This is a genomic window from Synergistaceae bacterium (assembly GCA_017444345.1).
Classification (GTDB): domain Bacteria; phylum Synergistota; class Synergistia; order Synergistales; family Aminobacteriaceae; genus JAFUXM01.
Window position 1 is genome coordinate 12,595 of record JAFSWW010000120.1, and the last position, 23,204, is coordinate 35,798.

Annotated in this window: 22 protein-coding genes; 9 read left to right on the top strand and 13 right to left on the bottom strand. The window is 39.1% G+C overall.

Annotation, left to right across the window (positions count from 1 at the left end; genetic code table 11):
* Positions 1–40: 40 nt before the first annotated feature.
* From IJS99_09390 to IJS99_09415, 6 genes are read right to left on the bottom strand one after another with little or no spacing between them, the layout of a single operon-like run.
* Positions 41–988: a glycosyltransferase family 2 protein gene (locus IJS99_09390; protein ID MBQ7562023.1), complete on the bottom strand. Its 948-nt coding sequence runs from the start codon at positions 986–988 to the stop codon at positions 41–43.
* A 6-nt stretch (positions 989–994) separates the two neighbouring features.
* On the bottom strand, positions 995–1,474 hold the full coding sequence (locus IJS99_09395; protein ID MBQ7562024.1) for a transcription antitermination protein NusB: 480 nt from the start codon (positions 1,472–1,474) through the stop codon (positions 995–997).
* A 6-nt stretch (positions 1,475–1,480) separates the two neighbouring features.
* Positions 1,481–1,930, bottom strand: a complete 450-nt coding sequence (locus IJS99_09400) for a hypothetical protein (GenBank protein ID MBQ7562025.1) — start codon at positions 1,928–1,930, stop codon at positions 1,481–1,483.
* Positions 1,931–2,335, bottom strand: a complete 405-nt coding sequence (locus IJS99_09405; protein ID MBQ7562026.1) for an Asp23/Gls24 family envelope stress response protein — start codon at positions 2,333–2,335, stop codon at positions 1,931–1,933.
* Positions 2,336–2,353: 18 nt separating this feature from the next.
* Positions 2,354–2,929, bottom strand: a complete 576-nt coding sequence (gene efp, locus IJS99_09410) for an elongation factor P (protein MBQ7562027.1) — start codon at positions 2,927–2,929, stop codon at positions 2,354–2,356.
* Between the two features lie 57 nt (positions 2,930–2,986).
* Positions 2,987–4,630, bottom strand: a complete 1,644-nt coding sequence (locus tag IJS99_09415) for a hypothetical protein (protein ID MBQ7562028.1) — start codon at positions 4,628–4,630, stop codon at positions 2,987–2,989.
* Positions 4,631–5,063: 433 nt separating this feature from the next.
* On the opposite strand from IJS99_09415, the gene IJS99_09420 reads away from it, so the two are divergent.
* From IJS99_09420 to IJS99_09455, 8 genes are all read left to right on the top strand, one after another.
* Positions 5,064–6,062 carry an aminotransferase class V-fold PLP-dependent enzyme gene (locus IJS99_09420; protein MBQ7562029.1) on the top strand — a complete coding sequence of 333 codons (999 nt, stop codon included), beginning with the start codon at positions 5,064–5,066 and terminating at the stop codon, positions 6,060–6,062.
* Complete coding sequence (locus tag IJS99_09425) at positions 6,059–8,725, top strand: valine--tRNA ligase (GenBank protein MBQ7562030.1); 2,667 nt, start codon at positions 6,059–6,061, stop codon at positions 8,723–8,725. The genes IJS99_09420 and IJS99_09425 overlap by 4 nt, the downstream gene beginning before the upstream one ends.
* Before the next feature lie 168 nt (positions 8,726–8,893).
* The gene (locus IJS99_09430; protein MBQ7562031.1) at positions 8,894–9,187 is read left to right on the top strand and encodes an HU family DNA-binding protein; all 294 of its coding nucleotides are present in this window, start codon (positions 8,894–8,896) and stop codon (positions 9,185–9,187) included.
* A gap of 96 nt (positions 9,188–9,283) precedes the next feature.
* Positions 9,284–10,171 carry a DUF2156 domain-containing protein gene (locus tag IJS99_09435; protein ID MBQ7562032.1) on the top strand — a complete coding sequence of 296 codons (888 nt, stop codon included), beginning with the start codon at positions 9,284–9,286 and terminating at the stop codon, positions 10,169–10,171.
* Between the two features lie 32 nt (positions 10,172–10,203).
* Positions 10,204–12,102, top strand: a complete 1,899-nt coding sequence (locus IJS99_09440; GenBank protein ID MBQ7562033.1) for a TerB N-terminal domain-containing protein — start codon at positions 10,204–10,206, stop codon at positions 12,100–12,102.
* Positions 12,103–12,360: 258 nt separating this feature from the next.
* Positions 12,361–12,942: an InlB B-repeat-containing protein gene (locus tag IJS99_09445; protein ID MBQ7562034.1), complete on the top strand. Its 582-nt coding sequence runs from the start codon at positions 12,361–12,363 to the stop codon at positions 12,940–12,942.
* A gap of 80 nt (positions 12,943–13,022) precedes the next feature.
* Positions 13,023–15,086, top strand: coding sequence for a VWA domain-containing protein (locus IJS99_09450; GenBank protein MBQ7562035.1), 2,064 nt, complete (start codon positions 13,023–13,025; stop codon positions 15,084–15,086).
* Entirely contained in the window at positions 15,064–15,381 is a 318-nt protein-coding gene (locus tag IJS99_09455) for a hypothetical protein (GenBank protein ID MBQ7562036.1), read from the top strand. Before IJS99_09450 ends, IJS99_09455 begins: the two co-directional genes overlap by 23 nt.
* Here IJS99_09455 and IJS99_09460 read toward each other — a convergent pair.
* The 7 genes from IJS99_09460 to fba are packed head-to-tail and all read right to left on the bottom strand — an operon-like array spanning position 15,356 to position 21,956.
* Positions 15,356–16,408: a glycosyltransferase family 4 protein gene (locus IJS99_09460; GenBank protein ID MBQ7562037.1), complete on the bottom strand. Its 1,053-nt coding sequence runs from the start codon at positions 16,406–16,408 to the stop codon at positions 15,356–15,358. The two genes, IJS99_09455 and IJS99_09460, sit on opposite strands and share 26 nt — an antisense overlap.
* Positions 16,387–17,460 carry a mitochondrial fission ELM1 family protein gene (locus tag IJS99_09465; protein ID MBQ7562038.1) on the bottom strand — a complete coding sequence of 358 codons (1,074 nt, stop codon included), beginning with the start codon at positions 17,458–17,460 and terminating at the stop codon, positions 16,387–16,389. The genes IJS99_09460 and IJS99_09465 overlap by 22 nt, the downstream gene beginning before the upstream one ends.
* A 28-nt stretch (positions 17,461–17,488) precedes the next feature.
* A complete protein-coding gene (locus IJS99_09470; GenBank protein MBQ7562039.1) occupies positions 17,489–18,559 on the bottom strand; it encodes a mitochondrial fission ELM1 family protein in 1,071 nt (356 codons plus the stop codon).
* Positions 18,546–19,283, bottom strand: a complete 738-nt coding sequence (kdsB, locus tag IJS99_09475) for a 3-deoxy-manno-octulosonate cytidylyltransferase (protein ID MBQ7562040.1) — start codon at positions 19,281–19,283, stop codon at positions 18,546–18,548. The genes IJS99_09470 and kdsB overlap by 14 nt, the downstream gene beginning before the upstream one ends.
* Complete coding sequence (locus tag IJS99_09480; GenBank protein MBQ7562041.1) at positions 19,284–20,258, bottom strand: KpsF/GutQ family sugar-phosphate isomerase; 975 nt, start codon at positions 20,256–20,258, stop codon at positions 19,284–19,286.
* Positions 20,248–21,087, bottom strand: coding sequence for a 3-deoxy-8-phosphooctulonate synthase (gene kdsA / locus IJS99_09485; GenBank protein MBQ7562042.1), 840 nt, complete (start codon positions 21,085–21,087; stop codon positions 20,248–20,250). Before kdsA ends, IJS99_09480 begins: the two co-directional genes overlap by 11 nt.
* A gap of 2 nt (positions 21,088–21,089) precedes the next feature.
* Positions 21,090–21,956, bottom strand: a complete 867-nt coding sequence (gene fba, locus IJS99_09490) for a class II fructose-1,6-bisphosphate aldolase (GenBank protein ID MBQ7562043.1) — start codon at positions 21,954–21,956, stop codon at positions 21,090–21,092.
* A gap of 221 nt (positions 21,957–22,177) precedes the next feature.
* Here fba and IJS99_09495 point away from each other — a divergent pair.
* On the top strand, positions 22,178–23,204 hold a 1,027-nt coding region (locus IJS99_09495), incomplete at its 3' end, for a hypothetical protein (protein MBQ7562044.1).

Genomic DNA, 23,204 nt, shown 5'->3' on the forward strand with positions numbered 1-23,204 from the left:
CCCCTTTGTGAGTGATTGCAGAGGGGAATTAATTTTTTAGCTAGAATAATAAAATTTTTACGAGATTTATAATTTTTTCGATTGCGCAGAATCTTGATAAATAATGAGTCTTGATTATAGCATTGATTCGTGTTAATTTGTTATAGCTGTAAATCTTTAAATACTCGTCAAGATAATTCAAATTTTCGCTCTTAATTTGTCCTGAATATCTCTCACGGAAAAATAATAATCTTGCTTTATCCTGATAAAAAAATTGCTTTGACTGCTTAAATTTTCGTATGGGCGAATTAATTATCAAATATAAACGTTTGAAAATATTTATTTCCTTGCCTCCGATTGAATTATCCGTGTGAATTCGATAATAAATTAATGCCTTGTTTACATGAGACACGACTCCGCAAGCCGACGCATATAATACCGCCCACCAGTCATGAAGATTTATATTTGAGTCATATTCGCCTAAATTCGAGTATAATTCACGGTTAAGCATTTCAGTACAGCCGCTCGCACAATTTCCGGAGATTAATTTTTTGAAGTCATAATCTGATTTAGTTATATTTATTGCCATGAATTGATTTAGAGTCTTTAAATCAGCGTCAACTCTTTCAAGCCCGGTAAATACGCAAATGGGCACGCCGGGATTTTCACGTTCGCAAATTTTCATGTGATCAAGAGTGATTTTAACTTTATCGGGCAGCCAGTAATCATCTTGATCCGAGAACATTATATATTTTGCGCTCGCATATTTTATTAGCTGGAAAAAATTTTTTGTCGGGTGCCTGCATATTTCATTATCGTGAATAATTATAATTTTATCGGGATATTTGCGCGAATAATCTTCAATAATTTCGGGCGTGTTATCTTGTGAACCGTCATCACGTATAATTATATTGAAATCCTGAAAATTTTGCGCCAGAATCGAGTCAATCTGCTGTGATATAAATTTCTCACCGTTATAGCTTGCAAGTAATATATTAATCTCAGGCATAATAATTTATTTAAAAGTTGATTCTAATTCCCGTAATGCCTCAGCCTCTAAAAATTTCGACGCTTTGAACATTATTCCCGTAATAAATCGTGATGAGTCTTTAGTCCCGAATGATTCCGCGAGTCTCTTAGCCTCACTCATTGCAGACTTAACAGGCAGCGACTTTATAATAAATCCCTCAAATATCATTAACCGCAAAATTGTCCGGTCTACAATGTCTATGCGTTCAGGCCTCCACCCCGTTATGATTCGCAGTAAAAGCGAGTCAATTTCATTTTTCCTGCTGGATACTTCATAAGCTAATTTTTTGCAGTGTGCTTTAACTTCCGGTTTGTCATTGTGCGTTAATTCGTCATTGTTAATAAATAATTCAATTGCTGTATTAAAATCTTGATTCTGATTAATTTCAAGCGAAAACAAAAATTGTAAAGCAAGCTCCCTCGCTCGGTGAAGTGCATCAAATTTTTTGCCGATGTATTCTCTCATGTTGTATTATGCGCTCCAAATTTTATTAGTGATAAATGCAAAAGTTTTTACTACAAACCACGCCGCCGATCCCCAGAATAATGTCCAGAAAAAGCCTTCAAAGCCCGCCGTTATTATTATCGTAAAGCATGAAGCAACGCCCGCCCATGTCCATGTACTGCGCAGAAGTGAAGACAGCCAGTTTTCAGGAGCAGCCCATATTACTGTAGAAATAATGCCTAGTGGTTTCATGACTGATTTTAAATGCGACTCGATAATTTTTCTTGTTTCAGGTATTAAATCATCTTCGGACAGTACAATGCTTAAATCCGCGTCATCATTTTTTCTGCCCGAAGGTGATAGAGTTATGCTGTAAAGCCTGAGACGAGATTTTAACGTGCTGTTGATAAATTCATAGAGTCCTCCGCTTGAAATTCTTATAGTTCCGTAGCTCGTATTCTTCCATAAAAAATACATTTAATCGGCCTCTTCATCTTTCGCGGGCAAGTCTATATTAATCTGATAGTTATCGCCCGACCCTGCATAAATTCCCTGAACAGTTACATTAACTGCTTTGACATCATAACCGGTGTAACGCTCAAGATTATCTTTTATTTTTTCCTGAACGTCCCACGCTAAATCCGGAATTCTCTGGCCAAATTTCACGAGTATATTTGCGTCAAGGCTTATAGTTCCCTGTGTATGATCTATTGAGGCGCGAATACCTGTATTTTTCCGGCCAAGCCCGAATTTACTCGCAAGTTTTGAGGCAACTTTTATATTTGGAATCCCCTGAATAGTCTTTCTTGCAAGTTCAACTATAACATCCCCGGAGATATGAATTAATCCGCCGTTATTTGCTTTATCGTCTCTAGCTGGCATTGTTTAATGGATAAAAAATTAATTTTTCTTTGCGCGCTCAAGATAAAGTCCTGTGCGTGTATCTACAACAATATCTTCTCCGGGTTCGATAAAAACAGGAACAGTTACAACGAGTCCAGTCTCAAGAGTCGCAGGTTTTCCGCCGCCTGTTACTGTATCGCCCTTAAAGCTCGGAGGGGTCTCTACAACTTTCATTGTTACACTTTTAGGCAGTTCTATGCCCATGACTTTACCCTCGAAAAATTCAAGCTGAATCTCAAGATCATCAACTAAATATTTTGCCGCGTCGCCTAAAACTTGCGGAGATAAACGCATTTCTTCATATGTAGCTAAATCCATGAAAACATAATCTTCGCCGTCTCTATATGAATACTGCGCGGGTTTGTCTTCGTAAATAATGCGCTCAAATTTTTCACCCGGTTTAAATGAATTCTCAACGATTGAGCCGGTTTCTACATTGCGTAATTTAGTGCGTACAACTGCACCGCCCCGGCCCATTTTGTGATGATCATATTCTACGATTTCCCATATGCCGTCCTGCCAGCGCAATTTTAAGCCGACATAAAATGTAGTAGTATCTGCTACTTGTGCCAATTTATAATTTCCTCCTGATAAAACAAAAAATTTCGTGATTATTATATTATATTCAAGCTATTTACTGTCAAGAATATAAGGCGTTACTACCATAACAACTTGAGTTTTATTTTTTTCTCTTGATCTCGTCCTGAATAAATCGCCAATCAATGGAATATCCCCTAAAACCGGAATCTTTAAAACTTGTCTGACTGTATTTTCTCTGAACAGGCCTCCAACAACAAAGGGCATTCCTTCACGGACTCTGATTTCTGTCTTGACACTGCGGCTTGAAGTACGTGGCATTTGTTCACCTGTGCTGCTTGTCATTGTGTCGAGCACGTCGCCCGTCTGAATATCAATTTTTAGATTCACGAATCCATCCCGCCCGACCCTCGGTGTAAAAGTCAATTTCGGCCCTACGTTTTCAGTCGACCATGTAACATTACCGGCCTGATCTCTTGCTGAAATATACGGGTAATCTTCAGTTAGGCTGATTTCTGCCTGCTGTCCGTCTATTGCAATAACAGAAGGATTTGCGAGAACTTTTCCGACTCCCCTGCGCTCCAAATTCGAAAAACTATTCGTTATAATTTTCTGCATATCAGTTACTGTGTTGTCATAAGTGATAGTGCCTGCACCTGCTGCCCACTGTATAGCGTACTCATTATAAATTATGTCAAGGGCATTTGCTACTTCTCTTGTTGCAGTGTCCGAGAACTCTAAGATACTCGCGCGGATCATTATTTGCTTTCCGGGCATGTCGATTTTATTAATAATTTCCGTAACTTCCTGCATTTTCGCGGGATTCGTCCTGACGTGTAAAGAGTGCAGCCTCTCATCAACTACTACATCAGAGTCCCGGATTCCCGAAAGACTCACGATCATAGTTTTTACTGCATCAGGTTTTGCGTAAGAAATATCAAACGTTCTCGTCTCGTCTTCTCCTGAAAGTTTATAGAGTCCTTCACGAGTCCCGAAAACTGTAGTATTTGCTCCGGCTGAATAACAGGCTATATTATAAGTCCGCATTAAGTAATTCAGGACTTCATCAATTCTGACATCTACAAGCGATAAAGTAATATTTACGCTTTTAGGGAATGAATTATCAATTATGACATTGCGGCCAAGCTGAGTCATGAACATTCTTATAACGTCCATTAAGCTGATTTCGCGCAATTCTATCGTAATTTTTTCGTCGGCATTGAATGGCAGCAAAGATTTCGGCTTTGTTACGACTTTTACGGGACTCGCGTTTGTCCTGAATTCGACATTATTATTTTTTGCTATGAGTCTTAGGCTGAAGCCCTCACGTATCTGCGAGAGTGTATGCAGCTTCAGGGGATTTGCTGTTGTTATCGTGATTGCTGCCTTGTTTATTAAGTCGTCCGATAAATTTTCGATTTTGAAGTCAGTTATAATCGGTATTGTTTCAGTGTATGCTTGAATTTCTGCGTTAAGTTTTTCGGGCTTATTCACGAGCGTATTATATAGAGTTATATAACATACATTATTATTAAATTGTATGAGAGGCTCTGAAAGTTTATCACCGTTGAGTCTTAATACAAATTCATCCGTGCCGAGCTGGTAAATACTGCAATTTGTCAGCACTGAATCAGAAAATTTTTTTGACTTACTAGGAGTCGTGCGTGCAAATAAGCTATCACTCCCTGCAAATATGAACGCTGTCAAGATAAATATAAATAAAAACTTTTTTTGCATTGATATATAGACTCCCATGAATTATTATATTTATGAACGCGATTATTATACGATTAAGCGATTATACATGCAAGAAATTACGTAATATTACTAGATAAAAATTTTGCGAAAGTCTTTATAACATGGCAAGTTACACACAAAAAATTTTTAGCGATTTCTGCACACTATAACGCCGCAAAACTCTTCACAATATGGCAGCTACACACGCAAAAGTTTATCCCCCGCATTGTCGAGTCCCCTCCCGCCCACCCGCCCCCCAATATCGATCCCCCGCGCAAAATAATTAAATAAATTCTCACACTATAATAAAAACGTAATATAATAGCTAAATTGTATATTTTTGCTTAAACAAAGAAAGAAGGGACATTACATCTTGCAAAAAATTAAATTCGAGACCGACTATCAAGAAGGCTGTCATCCTAAAATTTTAGATATGCTTTCACGCACTAATCTTGAACAGACTTCAGGCTACGGGGTTGACGAACACTGTGTACGGGCTAAAAATTTGATTCGCAAGTTCATTAACAAACCTGACGCAAAAGTTTTCTTTATGTTAGGCGGGACTCAGGCGAATACGACAACAATAAAATTTTTCTTGAATCCTGTCGAAGGAGTAATAAGCGTTGACTCCGGTCATATAAACGTACACGAATCCGGCTCAGTTGAGTCAACAGGTCATAAAATTTTGACATTGCCGAATCATGGCGGGCTGTTAGATCCTGAAGATTTGCGCAAATATTTAGCTGCCTTCCATGCAAGTGACTCAAATGAACACGCAGTACAGCCGGGACTCGTTTATATTTCTTTCTCGTCAGAATATGGGACTCTCTATACACGTGAAATGCTAGAAAATATTAAATCAGTCTGCAATGAATATGACTTGAAATTATTTCTTGACGGTGCCAGACTCGGCGTGGGCTTGACTTCAGAATCAGAACACGCAGATATTGACGATATTGCAAGATTTTGCGACGCATTTTATATCGGAGGCACTAAGAACGGGGCATTATTCGGCGAGGCTGTAGTATTTCCGAATCCTGAAATCTTTAACGCGAAAAAATTAAACACTTTCCGAACGTTCATAAAGCAGCAATGCGGGCTTCTAGCTAAGGGGCGTTTAGTGGGAATTCAGTTCGAGGCGTTATTTGATGACGATAATTTATACATAAAGAATGCGACTCACGCGAATAGACAAGCAATGAAGATAAAGCAGGCATTTATTGACTCAAAAATTCCCTTCCTGATAGAGTCATTCACTAATCAGCAATTCCCGATTTTGACTCTCGAACAGCATAAAATTTTATCAAGCAAATTTGACTATGAAGTTTGGCAGCCTTTGGAAGATAATAGACTCTGTGTAAGATTTTGCACAAGCTGGGCTACTAGTGATGAGTCAATCGAAAAATTATCACAGGAGATTAAACAATTATGAATCGTAACAGAAATCTTGAGAAAAATTATTCACCGGATTCAATTGAACAAAAATGGTATAAAAAATGGCTTGAGGCTGGACTCTTTGACGCAAATATAAATCCTGACGCAAAAGCATTTTCTATTGTGATACCGCCTCCGAACGTAACTGGCTCTCTTCACGTTGGACACGCATTTGATCACACTTTTCAAGATATAATGTGCCGAGCTAAAAGAATGGAAGGTTACAGCGTTTTATGGCTTCCGGGAACAGATCACGCAGGAATAGCGACTCAAAATGTAGTGGAGAAGGATTTAGCGAAAAAGGGAATCTCACGTTATGATCTTGGCCGCGAAGAGTTCGTAAAAAAAGTATGGGAATGGAAAAAAGTTTACGGCTCAAGAATTATCGAACAAATGAAGAGACTCGGGAATTCATGCGACTGGCGGCGTGAGAGATTCACTCTTGACGAGGGATTATCGCGTGCAGTCCGTGCTGTTTTCGTGAGATTATATAAGAAGGATTTAATTTATCGAGGGAAGTATATAGTAAACTGGTGCCCCCGTTGTGCTACGGCTATATCTGATTTAGAGGTCGAATACAGCGAGGAACAGGGCAATTTTTACTATGTCAAGTACCCACTGATAGAACAGGACTGCGGAGAAAATTTTATTATAGTAGCAACAACAAGGCCGGAAACTATTATAGGCGATGTAGCTATAGCAGTTCACCCTAGGAGCGAGAAATATAAACACTTAATCGGCCGTCATGTCAAAGTCCCGTTAACTGAGCGAGTTATACCCATAATTCAAGATAACATGGTAGATCCTGAATTCGGGACGGGCTGCGTGAAAATTACTCCGGCACATGATCCTAATGATTTTCTTGTAGGCTTGAATCACAATTTAGAGCAGATTCAAGTAATTGACTCACAGGGCATAATGAACGAGAACGCCGGCAAATATCAGGGAATGACCATAAAAGACGCTCGCACTGAGTCCGTGAAAGATTTAGAATCGCTTGGCCTGTTACTCAAGACTGAACAAATTACGCACTCTGTCGGACATCGTCAACGCTGCGGGACGACTGTAGAGCCGTATTTATCTGAACAGTGGTTTGTGAAGACAAAGCCCCTAGCCGAACGAGGAGTCCAAGCAGTTAAGGACGGCCGTATAAAATGGGTTCCTGAACAATGGGAGAAGACTTATTTTAACTGGATGGAAAATATACGGGACTGGTGTATATCGCGTCAATTATGGTGGGGACATAGAATCCCCGCGTGGGAGTGCAAAGACTGCGGACATATAACAGTCGCTGAAGTTGACCCTACAGAATGCGAAAATTGCCATAGCAAAAATATAATTCAAGAAAGCGACGTATTAGACACATGGTTTAGTTCTGCATTATGGCCGTTTTCTACAATGGGATGGCCCGACAACACTCCGGAATTGAAATATTTTTATCCGACTTCTTTAATGGTAACTGGATTTGACATTATATTTTTCTGGGTTGCAAGAATGATCATGATGGGACTTGAATTTATGGACGATGTGCCGTTCAGGGATGTATATATTCATTCATTAATACGCGACGAACACGGCAAAAAAATGAGCAAAACTAAAGGCAATGTAATAGATCCCCTCGTCATGATAGAGAAATACGGCGCGGACGCATTAAGGATGACTCTGGCGGCTTTATCAGTTCAGGGGCGCGACATTCTTTTATCGTCAACAAGAATCGAGACATATAGATTTTTCATGAATAAATTATGGAACGCTGCGAGATTTGCATTAATGAATCTTGACGACGACTCACACGAGATAAACCCGAATAATTTGCAGATGCACGATAAATTTATTTTGACTCGGACTCAAGAAATGGCCTCAAAAGTCCGTGAATTAATTGACTCCTACGATATAGGCACAGCAGCAAGGAGTCTTTATGATTTTGTCTGGGGCGATGTCTGCGACTGGTATTTAGAGATGTCAAAACCTGCACTCAAAGGCGACGAGGGAGAAGACAGGCGCAAGACTACAGCGGGAGTTCTTGAAGAAGTCTTTAAAGTTACTTTGCCATTATTGCACCCGTTTATACCGTTTATAACTGAAGAATTATGGGCGGCCTTTGGATATGGAGAAAATTATATAATGCGCTGTTCATGGCCTGAGTCTAAGCAGGAATTTATTTTTGACGGAATAATAGGAGAAATGCGAGTCTTACAGGATTCAGTCAGGGCTTTACGAAATTTGCGGGCAGAAGCTCATGTACCTCCGCAGCAATGGCTTAATAAGGCAGTTATACGCGTTAAATCAGACTCAGAGAGCGCGAAAATTTTACGTGAATCATTAAATCAAGTCTGCAATTTATGCAAGATTCGTGATGTAATTCTTGAGGAGCCTTCAGAGAGTTGGAATTATGGCGCGTCATTGTCTTCAGTAACAGGCGAGTCAGAAATTAAATTACCGGTCGGGGATGTTCTTGACGTTCAGAAGGAAATAACGAGATTGACTCAAGAAATTGCATTAATCGAGAAAAATATAGCGTCGAGTCAAGCAAGATTAAACAAGTCTGATTTTGTAGCGCGTGCACCTGCTGAAGTAGTAGAGAAAGAACGCAATAAAGTCAGTGAAGGACTCACACAAGTTGAGAGACTCAAGGCAAATCTTGAGAGCTTAAGCAAGTAAAAAAATTTTATGCCTTCTCGTGATTGGATAAAAATTTGCGGGAGGGCGTTTTTTTATGCAATAATCTGCACAAATCAGTGAAAACTCTGTAAAATGCCCGTCTAATCTCTTGCATAATTCATAAAAGCTGATAAAATGCAGGAAAGTTTTATTCAGGAGGTGTAATTAATGACTAAAGCAGAACTTATTGACGCAATCACTACTAGACTTAATATGCGCAAAAAAGATGTTGCTCCGGTCGTTGATGGAGTTTTTCAGGAAATAGAGGGCGCACTCGCAAAGGGTGATCGCTGCACGTTTGTGGGCTTCGGAGTTTTCGAGGTCAAAGAGAGAGCCGCAAGAGAAGGACGCAACCCGCAGGATCCTACAAAAGTCGTTCACATCCCGGCAAAGAAAGTCCCTATGTTCAGACCCGGTAAAGATCTGAAGGACAAAGTTCTTGACGCTCCTATCAGCAAATAATTTTTTCTGGTATAACTTGAAATCTTAGGCGGCTTTGTATTATTCAGGCCGCTTTTTTTGTGTATATAAATTTTTCGTGAAGGGAATTATATAATTATGCTCGAATTCAGGCCTTTACAGTGGCAGGATAAAGAAATTTTCACGCGCTATTATTCAGACTCTCCGGTTCATTATGCCGAGTACTCATTTTTTTGTCTATGGGCATGGAGGCACGCTTACCCGATTGATATAGCTTTTAGCAAGCAAAATTTATTATGGTTCAGATCCGGCGGAACTATTCCGGGAATATTCGGCCCTATTGGAAATTGGCGGGATATTAATATAAACTGGGACAATGAATTATCGCAATTTGAACGCGGCAGCATTATTTACGACGTGCCCGGCGATTTATGCAAAATTTTAGAGTCCCGCGAAAATATAAGACTCACTAAAGACAGAGATCAGCACGAATATATTTATGCATGTAAAGATTTAATCGCTTTGAAAGGTAAGGCCTTTGCACATAAACGCAACAGGGTCCGGGCATTTCTTGACGGTTACGAATGGGATTATTTCCCGATTAAGCGCGAAGATTTTGACGATATTATTAACTTTCAGGAAAAATGGCGCATTCACAGGGACGCAACACTGAATCAAGACGAGGCGGCTTCACTCTTAGACGAGGACGAGGCCATAAAGGAAGCATTAAATCACTGGGACGAATTTAATTTTATAGGCGGCCTGATAAAAGTTAATGATAATATAATTGCTTATACAATAGCGCAGGAGTTAGACACTCAAAATTTAGATGTCTGCTTTGAGAAGGCATTTGCTGAATACGCAGGAAGTTATCAGGCTATAAATTATTTATTCCTGAAAAATTTGCCGAAAACTTATTTATATATTAATCGCGAGGAGGATATGGGCGAGCCTGGACTCAGAGAAGCAAAATTATCTTATAATCCCGTCATGATGCTCGAAAAATATCAGCTCGAAATATTATAAATTTATAGTGAAAGCAGGCGGAAAATTAAATCATGATTTATCTTGTAATAGGCTTATTTGTTGCGCTGGCTGTAGGTGCATTCTTAAGACAGCAAAATAAATCTGCTAATCCCGAAAATAATTCACAGTCTCAATCTGAAGGCGAAGAACTTGCGCCCGTTGTTGTTGAGAATGAATCGCTGGATTTGCCGGACGATGACTCACAAAATGAAGGCGGCTTTATTCTCTCTGCACGTCCTGTAACTGACGCTGATACAGTATCAGGAGCAACTTATTCATCACATGCCCCGGCCGGTGAAGAGTCCCCCTATGGATTATCAAGCGAGCCCAAGAAAAAAGCTCAAGCACAATCAAATTTATTACGATGGTGCGGTCGTGCAGGCTCAATACAGATTAATAATATAGTCGTTCCCGGCCCTGTTGTTTACTGGTCAAACGGGGAATGCGCGACTCCTGAGCCTTCATGTATTGATGTAACTTTGCCGATTGAATTTCCTAAACAGGGCGAAAATTTACCCGCTGAAGGTGCAGAAAGTTACGCGGCAATGAGTCCATTACAACGGGGGATTTATTTAACTTGGCTGTCAGGTGCTAGAATTCAACCGCCTTTGCATATTTGTTATCCCACTATATGGCTTTACGGAATCGAACGCCGCACAATTATTGATAAATTAGATCTCGGTTTATGTATTAATGAAGCGTTTAGATTGCTGCCTCTTATGCGCTGGGAAGCTCTGACAGAAAATATTATCACGTTTATAACTTGGCTTGCTATAAAAATTTGGCTCCCCGATGAAGATTTATTAAATTTTTGCAGTCGTTTATCAATAGTGCCTGAAGGTTTGCTTGATATTTTGTTGAATTCTTACGCAAATTCTATGCTGCCCCTTCCCAGTTCAGTAGCTTTTACTGTTGCAAGGACTTCAAAGCATTTACACCGGGATAATGACCCTTGGCTGCCTCACTCTGAAGAATTATTACAGAAATTTACGCCGATCTATAAAGAGTTATGCAAAGGAGGGCTAATACTTGCAAAGCCTCAAGACACCCTAAAAATTTCGTACACGCCTAATAATCCCTCTATACAACTAAGCAAGAAAGATAATGAAACAGTAGAAGTGCCTGATTTCTTCAAGAATTTAACAATTTTCAAGCCCTTATTAGACTCGTGGGAGGTATTCTTGACCGCTAATAAACAATCTGAGAAATTGCCGGATCTGTCAAATATTGAAGAACGCCCCGATTTTGAAGGATTTATCAAGACTCTAAGGCCTGAAGGGAGCGAGCTGCCTTTAATTTCTACACTGGGCAATCTCGGAAGATTATTCAAGTTTAAGATTTCTCAGGACGTAAAATTAACAGGTAAGGAACGCAAGGCAATTGTCGACACTGCACAAGTTGAAGGCTGGCAGATTGTACCGGATTTAGGAATTTCGGGGCGGGATTATCACTGGGACGACAAAATTTTATTTCTTGAGCTTAAACAAGGGACTCAATTATCACAAAGTTATAGAGTAGCTTCTTTCATGCTTGAATTTATCTGCGCGTCTGTTGCTGTCGATGAAGATAGAGTTTTCGAGCCTTTAAGACAACGAATGAATGAATACTTCCCATTAACTGAAGACGATAATATAAGACTCGAATCACAAAAGCCGCTGAACTCCCCGACTCAATACGGGCCTGACTATTACGGCGAATTCTTGTGTGCTTGGCTGTCTGATAGTGAACGTAAAAGCGTCAGAAATTTATTAATCGATGTAGTAAGCTTTTTGCCCGAATTTAATAATAACCCTGAAGTAAATTCTATTGCGTGTGAAGTCTTAAAGCTCCGTGAAGATGAAGAGATTCCAGCCAGTGAATTAAGCAAGACTCCTAAAGAAAAGGGCCGCGATGTATTGAAGTTAATGACTCTGTTATTCAAGAATAATTAAATTTTTTGCTAGTTTTGCCCGGTGTTGAATTATGCCGGGTAATTTTTTTTTTGCTGTATTTCGTGATTTATTCTAAAAAAGTCCACAAAAAACTAACAAGGGTTGTGCTATAATAAAAAGTGTTCGATTCTTTTATTACACGTGGCTAGGAGTTAGTAACTTCTTTCCACCCTTGTTTTATGCTTAATTATACCATAAGGCAGGCGGGCGGGCAGTCATGTGTAAAAATTTTTATTCAATTTTAGGAGGTTTGCTATAATGAAGCAACGGAAATTTTTTGCGCTCGTTTTTATGTTGATCTTGTTATTCGCTGGCTTTGTGAGTGCAGGCTGCGGCGGAGGCGGAACACTTTATAATTTGCCTGATAATCCGGAGAGTCCCGATGTTCCCGTGCCCGATGTCCCGGAATTGCCGACGAGTCCCGATATACCAGAGACTCCCGAGAAAACAGATTATTACACAATTACATTTGATTCTGACGGTGGCAGCAAAATCGAAAAACAGATAGTTTCACAAAATGAAGCAGTTAATGAACCTGAAGAACCTTTAAAAGATGGCTTCACTTTCTTAGGTTGGTTTAATGATGAGGGCAGAATGTTTTATTTCGGAGAATCAATCGATCATGATATTACGTTAAAAGCTGAATGGCTAAAGACGGTTTCATCTACTCCCGAAGAACTTAAGATACTCGAAAATAGCGAATATAATAGCACTATGTCTTTATCGCTTGATAACGGCGGAGCATTGATTCATGTTGAAGTACAGTGCGTTACTGAAGGTTTTGCGATAATTGAAGCTTCAGAAGTTCAAAACGATCCAATGAAGAACGCGCCCGGTTAATAGGTTGTCCTGTTGAAATTTCTAACATTGGCGGATAAGTAAAAGAAGCCTTAATCACATTCTATTATGATCCGGAAAAATTGAGCATTGATCCTGATAATTTAGCTATTGTCTGGTATGACGAAGAAAATCAAATATTAACGCTCTTAAGCAATGATACTACAGTTGACAAAGCTAATAATTCAGTTTATGTTGTAACAAATCACTTCAGTAAATACGGCGTAGTCGATAAAGAAAAATGGCTCGAAATGTGGAATACTAAGCTTCCAGCTGTAAGAACATCAAATGTGCATTATAATATCGTTCTTGCTATGGATTGTTCGGGAAGTATGTACGGAGATGCTATGTCAAACAGTATAAAATCAGCTCAAAATCTCGTTGATACATTACGGGACGGCGATCAGGTTGCAATAGTAGCATTTGGCAGTTATTCAAGAGAAATATTACCGTCAACTATTATCCAGTCTAATACAAGAAATACGATAAAAAACGCTCTTGACTCATTAAAAGCTACTGACAATGATACTATAATCGGCAGTGCACTAAGTTATTCATTAAGATATGCTGTAGAAAATGAGAATTATTACTCACTTGTAATATTACTTTCTGACGGCAGATCTTATGATGTCAGTAATAATATATTTAATTCGTTAAATGAAAAAAATATGCGCGTTATTACTGTAGGGCTTGGCTCATATGTTGACAACGCACTTCTAACAAAAATAGCAGAGTCTACAAATGGGACATACTTTTTTGCTCAGACAGCAAATAATTTACAGGAAAAATTTAACGAAATCGCAGAAAATGAGTTGGGCTCAAATCTTGACAGCGACGGAGACGGCTTATCAGATTCTGCCGAGAAAGAAGGAATGCGCGATCAATGGGGTTATCATATAAAGACAGACCCGAATAATGTTGACGCTGACGAAGACGGTCTTAATGACGATATGGAAATAGGAGTATATGATCCCGCTACTAAAACTTTTACGCGACTTTCAGATCCAAGCAAAACTACAATTATAAGCAACTTATCCTATATAAGTTCAGCAAAGAGTGATACTAGTTATTACTATCCCGAAGACAAATCAGTGTTGCTTATGACTGTATTTTACGCAAAAAGAATTCTTGATTATGGCGATACAGAATATTTATACAAAATTCCAGAATCATTACAATGTGCTCGACAATATTCTAATAATTATACTGTTGTAGATAGCAAGTTCACATTTGAAGATTTGAAAGACGGAAGACGCAAATATATCTGTACAGTTATGTTATCATATAAAAATAGTCCTGGAAAAAATGATAATATAAAATGGAGATTATCTGCTCCGGGTGTTCGTTTTGTTTCATCAGGTACTAGAGACCAAGCGACAGAATATATCGAATGGGAACAAAATATAATATCAGATCCTGTTGGCAGTTATGATGACTTGGCAGAAAAAATAGAAGCCAATCTTGCAATGGTAGAAAAGGCTTTTATTGATATTTTCTCTAGCAATGCAGAGGCTGCTTTACAAAAAACTGATAATAATCAAGATCTTAAAAGTAAATTAGAATCTGTAAAGAAAAAGTTGGTAATACGCCCTACAAGTATAAGCACAGTTCCGGAAGAAGTATGTGAGGCTTTTGCACTTTCTGTGCTTAGCGGCTTCTATTCATCAGGCTCTAAATCAGAAAAATATAATTCAGATAATAGCACTCTATTTAATCAGCTTATAGAAGAAATAGGCAACACTGTTCAGAATGGTGAATTTAAAGTTGTCGTAAAAGAACAGCTTTACAGAGTTAAATATACAAGTTTAAATGCTCTTAGTACTGGTATAGGTGTAGAATTTGCATGGGTCTATCTTGGAGACAGCAATGCAAGTGTTGCTATTATTTCATGGGGAAGTTCATTCGAGGAAATGAAATCGGCTCTAGCAGGTTATTGTGCAAAACTTGCTGAACTTAACAAAGATATTCTTAATGATCTTGTAGTCTCGTATGTTCACGGTGCTTTTAAAGATTTGGGCATAGGACTAAATAAGAAAACAGTAAAAAATTTCTTTAAACTCGCAGAACAAACTATTAAAGCTATTAATGGAGACAAGGGAGCTATTAAAGAATATAGTAAAAACATTGTGGAGCATTGCAGGCGATAAGATAAGCGGCAGGGATAAAATACCTGATTTAATCTCTACAGAATTCAAGGAAGGGCCTAAAATTGTGAAATCAGCAGAGCTACTTCTAAAAATGCGCACAAGTGTAGATGATTTCAAAAATTCACGTGGTTTTTTGGGAATCATCGGAAATTTCTTTAATGGTAATAATGATGCCGCTGCACAACATGCTTTTGAAAAAGTCAAGACACTTTATCAGCAGCTCAATACTGATAAATTATTTGAGAAATATTTTAAGGTTGACCGTCCTCTTACAGAGTGGCCTGAAGGTTGGTAAATTCTCGTAAAATTGTGAAGTAAAATTTTCCAGTCAAGCGAGTCATTTCGTTCACTGTTATAATTTTTGCGGGATCGATCTGGCTTGCTTCTCCTGACTCAATAAAATTTTTTATCGCCTCACGCCACTCGTCAACATTTCCGGCTTTAACGAGTCCCCCCCGTGAAATTTCATGCAATGCGGGCAAGTCCGACGCTATAACTGGCAGTCTCATAGAAGCAGCCTCAAGAACTGACAAGCCCATGCCTTCACTAAGAGACGGAAATAATAAACATGAAGACTTTGACATGAATAATTTAACTTCTGATTTAGATTTGACACCGTGAAAAGTTACGCGCTGATTTAGATTTAAATTTTTTACGAGTGATTCTAACTCTTCACGCTTTGAGCCGTCGCCTATAATATCAAGTGTCCAGTTGTATTTTATTAGCCCTGATAATGCTTTTATTGCTATATCGAGTCCCTTAATTCCCGTTAAACGCCCTACAAATAAAAATTTTATGCTTTCTTGTGAGTCATTATTATTAAATATTTCAGGCGGGTTTATGCCATTATAGATAATTTTCACGTTATTAGCAGGCAAATATTTTCTTAAATGATTCTTTACTGATTCAGACACACAAATAATTCCGTCGGCATGTTTTAACGGAGTCAAGCCCAAATTCAACGAGTATAAAGCATGTGCAGTCATAAGCCATTTAACGCCGGTTAAACTCGATAACAGCCAAGCAACCCACGCGGGGACTCTCGAATGAACGTGTATAATGTCCCAGCAAAATTTTTTATTGAGCCTAGAAAGTTTTATAGCCGCATAAATTATAGTAAAAATATTTTTCCGGGCCGACTCAACGTGAATAATTCTGACATTCTCAGGAAGCAATGACTCAAGACTGCCTCCGTTAGTTGCTAGTGTGATTTCATGTTCGCCCGCGAGTCCCTGAATTAGATTCAATAAATGATATTCTGCTCCGCCCTCGTTAAATTCAGGAATTATATATAAAATTTTCATATTTGATTTAACAGCCATTCAGCCGCTCTCTTGGCCTCGTTGAATTCCATATTATGACGCTGTTCTTCAGGCTCTAAAAATTTTTCAAAATATGGGATCTCGCCTAAATCTTCAATTAAGCCTCTTCTCTTCATTTCGTCAAAAGTAGCGTCAAATTTCTGAGTCCCTCCGCCGAATAATTTTTTAACAAATCCCGTAGTTCTCGGCAAACGAATTAAGCCCGCTTTAAATCCCGCCGTTATTACTTCTGAGACCATAGAAATAGAATCCTCCGTAACAAAAACATGCGTGGCCTGACCTAAAATCGCAGTCAATAAGTTCATGTTTACATTTCTCGACATTAAATGCATGTGAGCTACTGAAGGATGACCCGAAAAAATTTGCTCGATTGCGTTCTCTACTGCTGTCCCTGTTCGTCTCGATGTCGTTATAAAAATTTTGATTCCCTCTATATATTGCAGCGGCGATAATATATCTTCTACCCATTCAGGCGTAATTTTATAGTTCGAGTCATTCCCGCCGATTATAAGCCCGACAACTTTTTTACCTGCAAAATTAAATTCTTCTCCCCTGAAAAATGTCTCTGATATTGCCCTTAAATCATCAGGATATATGTGATTAGGCGCGCCCAGTGTCGTAAAAATATGCTTGTCTCCCTTGTCGTATTTATCATGAGTGGGAATTATAGCAAAGTCAAACGGCTTCGTGCCAAGTACAGACGGAGTCATTATTACAGCGCATTTATTACCAGTCGCACGAGCATATGCCAAACAAAACGGTGCAGCAGGCCCGCCAGCAGAAATAAATAAAGTCCCCGGCGCAAAATTTTTAACTTTAACGCCCGCAGCTTTGAGCCAATTTGTTAAATATTTCTTGTCCTGTGAGTCTAGAGTGCTGCCTAAATATTTCATGTGTATTAATTTCTTAAATCCATGCAAAACAGGTACAGTTATCATAGGCTCAACTGTAACATTTGATAATCTTTTGAGCCAGTTCGCTACTCCCATTGATTGATGGAAATGTCCGCGGATTCCGTCGCTTAGTACTACTACACGTTCTAATTTTGGCATTTAATATCTCTTCTTTCAGGTAAATATATCATGATTGAGACAAAATCCATTCAGCCGCGCGTCTTGCCTCGTTGAAGTTTTTGCCGTGTTTCTGTTCAGGAAAATTTATAAAACTTGCAAAATCAGGACTCGCGCCTAAATCAGCAAGCAAATCTTTATCTCTCATTGAAGCAAATAAATTATCAAATCTTACAGCCCCGAATCCGAATAAATTTTTTATGAAATTTGACGCTCTGGGAACTCGAATAAGGCCGACTCTAAATCCTGCAGTAATTGACTCAGATACCATTGAGACGGAGTCTTCAGTTACTAAAACATGATCCGCTGCTCCTAACATTGCGGGAATCGGGTTAATTTCGGGCTCTCGTGAAGCTAATAACATGTATGCTAAATTTTTTGAATCAATAAATATTTTTTCGATCATATTATCAAGTGCCGCCCCTGAACGTCTTGACGTAGTAATCAAAATCTGCGAGTCTTTAATATCTCTTAACGGCATAAAAATTTTTTCTGCCCATTCAGGAGTCAATTTATAATTTGCATCACTTCCGCCGATTAATAAAGCTATAATTTTTTTTGTGCGGTCAAGTTTAATATTTGCTAAAAATTTGCGTGACTCCTCTTTCAAGTCAGGCCTATAAATATGATTAGGAGCTCCCAGTGTTGTAATTATATTTTTGCCGCTTGAGTCGTGTTTATCATGTTCGGGAATTACAGCAAAGTCAAAAAATTTAGTTCCCAGCACAGACGGAGTCATTATTACTGCTGATTTATTGCCTGTAGATTTTGCCAGAGCCAGACAGAACGGAGCCGCCGAACTCCCAGCAGAAATAAAAAGTGTATTAGGCTTGAAATCTATATCTATATCTGCACCGGATTTCTTGAGCCATTCACGGGAATATTCAGGACTCTGCGCAATTTTTCGCACAAAAATTTTTGTCATGAGTAATTTTTTGATTCCGGTTAATTTCGGGACTTCTATAATTTCTCCCTGTTTCACTTCCGCGAGTCTCTCAAGCCAATTTGCCACGCCTAATGACTGGTGAAAATGTCCCCTTATGCCGTCGCTTATAATTACAACGCGTTTAATTCCCTGCATTGATAATATCTCTCACTCTCTGTAAATCTTCGGGGGTATCGACTCCGACATTTTGACTCTTTGAGCTTGTAACTTTCACGCTGATTTTATAGCCATGTTCTAAAATTTTTAGCTGTTCGAGTGATTCTGCTTCACTTAACGGAGTAACAGGAAGACTCACATATTTTCGCAGGAAATTTATTTTATAGCCGTAAATCCCTATATGCTGATAAACCGGCAAATTTATTTTATTGCGCATAAATGGTATTAACGAACGAGAAAAATATAACGCTTCCCCTTTTAGATTCATGACAACTTTTACAACATTTGGATTAATATATTCGCTCTCGTCATTGAGTTCACGGCACAAAGTAGAGCACTCACTATTTATTAATAATTCTGCAATCTCGTCAATCATAACCGGATCAAGTAAAGGCTCATCACCCTGAATATTAATTACTGAGTCGATTTCTTGATTATAAAATTTTGCTGCCTGTTCACATCTCGCCGTCCCGTTCGGCAAATCTGAATCCGTCATTATTGCATTTGCCCCGAAATTCTTTGCGCAATTATAAATTCTCTCGTCATCAGTTGCTATTATTACATCAAATAAAGATTTAGACATTTTTGCTCGCTCATAAACTCTCTGAATCATGCTCTTCCCGCAAATATCGGCGAGGGGCTTACCCGGGAATCTAGTAGATTTATAGCGGGCGGGAATTATTCCTAAAATTTTCGTGTTCATTTATGCGACACCTGCCTTCAAAAGCTCGTGAATGTGAATGATTCCGACCGGTTTATTATTCTCAACTGCGATTAATACGCTAATTTCGTGCTGCTCGATAATTTTTACTGCCTCAGCTGCTAATGAGTCCGGGCTTATAGTTCGGGGATTTCTCGTCATAGCGTCATCGATTTTTACGTCAAATGCTTTAACGCCCCTTTTCTCCATTAAACGCCGCAAATCTCCATCCGTAAAAATTCCCGTCAAATTCCCTGACTCGTCAACAACACAAGCCGCCCCGTAGCCCTTCCCAGTTATGACAAATAAGGCATCTTTAACGCTGACTCCCTGATTTATAACGGGCAATCGTTCGCCGGTTCCCATTATGTCGCGTACTCGTGTCAACAATTTCCGGCCAAGTGAGCCGCCCGGATGGAATAAAGCAAAATCTTCACGCTTGAGTCCCCTCAAAATTGCCACTAATGCCGCGATTGCGTCCCCTTCTGAGAGTTCTAATGCCGCACTGCTCATCGGTGCTAATTGTAAAGGGTCGCCCTCTGATTCAACATGAGCATTAATTACTATATCGGCATATTTTGCTAGGGGTGAATTCATTTCGCCTGTTATAGCGATTAATTTTGCGCCGAGTCTCCTGAAATGAGGCAGTAATTCTACAAGTTCAGACGATGAGCCGCTGTTACTTATAAATAATCCTACATCTTCAGATCTTACCATTCCTAAATCACCGTGTAGAGCTTCGGCAGCGTGCAGGAAAAATGACGGAGTCCCCAGTGACGCAAGAGTCGCCGAAATTTTACGCCCTATATGGCCTGATTTGCCCAGACCAGCAACGACGACTCTCCCCTGACACTCATAAATTAAGCGCGAGGCATTTACTATAGAATAATCAAGACTTTCAGAAGCCCGCAAAATTTCTTGTGCCTCAGTCCGCATTAACTTTTTAGCAGAGTTTAATAATTCTTTATCAGTCAGCATTATTAATAAAATCCTTCACTGCATTATGAATCGCTATAATCTCATCTAAGAATCTAGGCATTTGATCAAGGGGAATCATATTCGGGCCGTCGCTTAATGCCTCCTTAGGATTCGGGTGGGTCTCGGCAAAAATCGCGTCAATTCCCACTGCTGCGGCTGCACGTGCTAAAGGAAATGCGAGTCTGTAATCTCCCCCGCTCATACCTCCGAGTCCTCCGGGTTGCTGTGCGCTGTGAGTAGCGTCAAACATAACAGGATAGCCAAATTCACGCATTGTAATTAATCCCGTCATATCAGATACTAATCTGTGATAGCCCATGAAAGTCCCCCGCTCACAAAAAATTACGTTGTCGTTTCCTGCTTCACGGCATTTAGCAGCTACGTAAATCATATCATCAGGAGCTAAAAATTGAGCCTTCTTAACGTTTATAATTCGTCCAGTCTTGGCCGCTGCTACTAATAAATCAGTCTGCCTGCATAAGAACGCCGGAATCTGAATTATATCAACGACTTCACCGGCTTTAACTGCTTGGCTGCTCTCGTGAATATCCGTCAAAACAGGAACATTTGCGAGTCTCTTAATTTCTGCTAACTGTTCGAGTCCTTTTTCGAGTCCCGGCCCTCTCCATGCGTGTATTGACGTTCGATTAGCTTTATCAAATGAGGCCTTGAAAATATATAATAAATTTCGTTCGCCGCAAATTCTTTTCATGAACTTGGCAACACGCAGACCGAGATCTAAATTTTCAAGCGAACACGGCCCCGCAATAACTGCGAGGCTTCCATCGCCTATAAATCTATCATTGATAGAATATTTCTTAACGCTCAATTTTACGCCTTACTGTCAGAGCCGAATAATTTAATTTTTTCGCGCACTGTGTCCTTGATTGCCTCAAAGCCGGGAGCTAATAATTTTCTAGGATCGTAGCCCTTGCCCTCGTTATCTTTGCCGGCCTCGATATATTTTCTTGTTGCTGCTGCGAATGCTAATTGACATTCTGTATTAACGTTGATTTTGCAGACTCCGAGCGTGATTGCTTTCTTTATCATTTCGTCGGGAATTCCTGAACCGCCGTGAAGAACTAAAGGCATTTCACCCGTTTTTGCCTGAACAGCTGCCAGAGTCTCAAATGATAAACCTTTCCAGTTCGCCGGATATTTTCCGTGAATGTTTCCGATTCCTGCTGCTAACATGTCAACGCCTAAATCAGCAATTTTTTTGCACTCGTCGGGATCTGCACATTCGCCCATTCCGATAACTCCGTCTTCCTCGCCGCCGATTGCTCCGACTTCTGCCTCGATTGACATTCCCAGATTATGAGCTACGTGGGTTAACTCTTTAGTCTTCCAAATGTTTTCGTCAATGGGATAATGCGAGCCGTCGAACATAATAGACGTGAAACCGGCTTTAATGCACTTGTATGCGCCCTCGTAAGTTCCGTGATCTAAATGCGTGCAAACGGGTACAGTGATTCCCAGTGATTTGTCCATAGCTGCGACCATTGATTGAACGGTCAAGAAACCGCCCATATATTTTCCTGCGCCCTCAGAGACTCCGAGTATGACGGGAGCTTTTAACTCTTCTGCGACTTGTAAGACGGCCTTTGTCCACTCAAGATTATTGATGTTGAATTGACCGACTGCGTAATGACCTGCTTTTGCTGCTTGTAACATTTCTTTTGCGTTTACGAGCATAATTTAATTCTGCCTCCTGATTAAAAAATTTTTGTAATATCTGAATTATATAGCATTTTGCGATTTATTGATTGATGATATTGCGTGAAATTTTTTTATTTACGAACGGGAATAAAGCACTAACGCGGGCGAGAATATATTTATTACACCTTATATTTGCGCAAGATTTATTTATTATACATGCATGAATTTATTAATGCTCAGAAAATGGAGATGATTTTATAATGTATCATGATAAAGAAAAATTTCTTATACTTGGAATCTTCATAAATGGCTGTGAGGCTGTTAATGACATGATAACCCGCGAACCTGACGGAGTAGAATTTTTTGCGGCATGTGATAATGAAAACGTGCTGAATTCCTGCAAAGCTGCTAAAAAATTTCTCGTTAATAATATTATTCAAGACGACCGGCAATTTTTCAACGATAATTTTATTGAGGCTGATATAATTTTTATAGTATTAGGCTCAGGAGAAAGTAATAAAAATTTTGCGCTCAAGATAGCACGTTCTGCCAAATTAAACGGGATATTAACGCTTGTGATTCCTGTTAATGCTCAAGAAATAAATAATAATGACATTCAAGAATTCAAAAATTATTCTGACTCTGTGATATTACCGTTAATGAATAAATATGACGCTTCTATGATAGTTAAAAATATAATTTACTCGATAATTAAAGCAGGCTTCGTAAATATAGACTTTGCCGACGTTAAATATATTTTATACAATACGGGCACTGCATTTTACGGGAGTTTATGCGTATCGGGTCATGATAAAATTTCAACAGTCAGCAGCAAAACATTAAACATGTGCGAAAATATACGAGGCTCGCGAAATATTTTAATGAATTTCATAACAGGCGCAAATATAACACTGGGCGAATTATTAGACATTTCTAAAATTTTTGAGTCGTTGATTTCTCCTGACTCGTTATTCATATGGGGTCATTCTCTCGACGAAAATATGAGCGATTCTATCACGATAAATTTTATTATAGGCATGAATGACGGCGGCTATAAAAATTATCACGAATTATTTAATCACGAACGCCCGGAAATTCTGAAAAATTTAATTATAAACGGCCTTAGTGATTCACAAATCGTAAAAATGGGATCATATAAAAATTTTTTTACTTCCTGCATAATGTACGGCACTCCCGAATTAGTAAAATTTTTCATAAATAACGGCCATAACCCGCGGGAACTTCAAGAAAATGGAGTCTTCCCTGAAAATATTTTTGACGAGTTAA

Excerpts from the sequence above, each read along its gene's own strand:
- IJS99_09390 (MBQ7562023.1), bottom strand. The coding sequence starts at position 988 with ATGCCTGAGATTAATATATTACTTGCAAGCTATAACGGTGAGAAATTT.
- IJS99_09395 (MBQ7562024.1), bottom strand. The coding sequence starts at position 1,474 with ATGAGAGAATACATCGGCAAAAAATTTGATGCACTTCACCGAGCGAGG.
- IJS99_09400 (MBQ7562025.1), bottom strand. The coding sequence starts at position 1,930 with ATGTATTTTTTATGGAAGAATACGAGCTACGGAACTATAAGAATTTCA.
- IJS99_09405 (MBQ7562026.1), bottom strand. The coding sequence starts at position 2,335 with ATGCCAGCTAGAGACGATAAAGCAAATAACGGCGGATTAATTCATATC.
- IJS99_09415 (MBQ7562028.1), bottom strand. The coding sequence starts at position 4,630 with ATGCAAAAAAAGTTTTTATTTATATTTATCTTGACAGCGTTCATATTT.
- IJS99_09420 (MBQ7562029.1), top strand. The coding sequence starts at position 5,064 with ATGCTTTCACGCACTAATCTTGAACAGACTTCAGGCTACGGGGTTGAC.
- IJS99_09425 (MBQ7562030.1), top strand. The coding sequence starts at position 6,059 with ATGAATCGTAACAGAAATCTTGAGAAAAATTATTCACCGGATTCAATT.
- IJS99_09430 (MBQ7562031.1), top strand. The coding sequence starts at position 8,894 with ATGACTAAAGCAGAACTTATTGACGCAATCACTACTAGACTTAATATG.
- IJS99_09435 (MBQ7562032.1), top strand. The coding sequence starts at position 9,284 with ATGCTCGAATTCAGGCCTTTACAGTGGCAGGATAAAGAAATTTTCACG.
- IJS99_09440 (MBQ7562033.1), top strand. The coding sequence starts at position 10,204 with ATGATTTATCTTGTAATAGGCTTATTTGTTGCGCTGGCTGTAGGTGCA.
- IJS99_09445 (MBQ7562034.1), top strand. The coding sequence starts at position 12,361 with ATGAAGCAACGGAAATTTTTTGCGCTCGTTTTTATGTTGATCTTGTTA.
- IJS99_09460 (MBQ7562037.1), bottom strand. The coding sequence starts at position 16,408 with ATGGCTGTTAAATCAAATATGAAAATTTTATATATAATTCCTGAATTT.
- IJS99_09465 (MBQ7562038.1), bottom strand. The coding sequence starts at position 17,460 with ATGCCAAAATTAGAACGTGTAGTAGTACTAAGCGACGGAATCCGCGGA.
- IJS99_09470 (MBQ7562039.1), bottom strand. The coding sequence starts at position 18,559 with ATGCAGGGAATTAAACGCGTTGTAATTATAAGCGACGGCATAAGGGGA.
- kdsB (MBQ7562040.1), bottom strand. The coding sequence starts at position 19,283 with ATGAACACGAAAATTTTAGGAATAATTCCCGCCCGCTATAAATCTACT.
- IJS99_09480 (MBQ7562041.1), bottom strand. The coding sequence starts at position 20,258 with ATGCTGACTGATAAAGAATTATTAAACTCTGCTAAAAAGTTAATGCGG.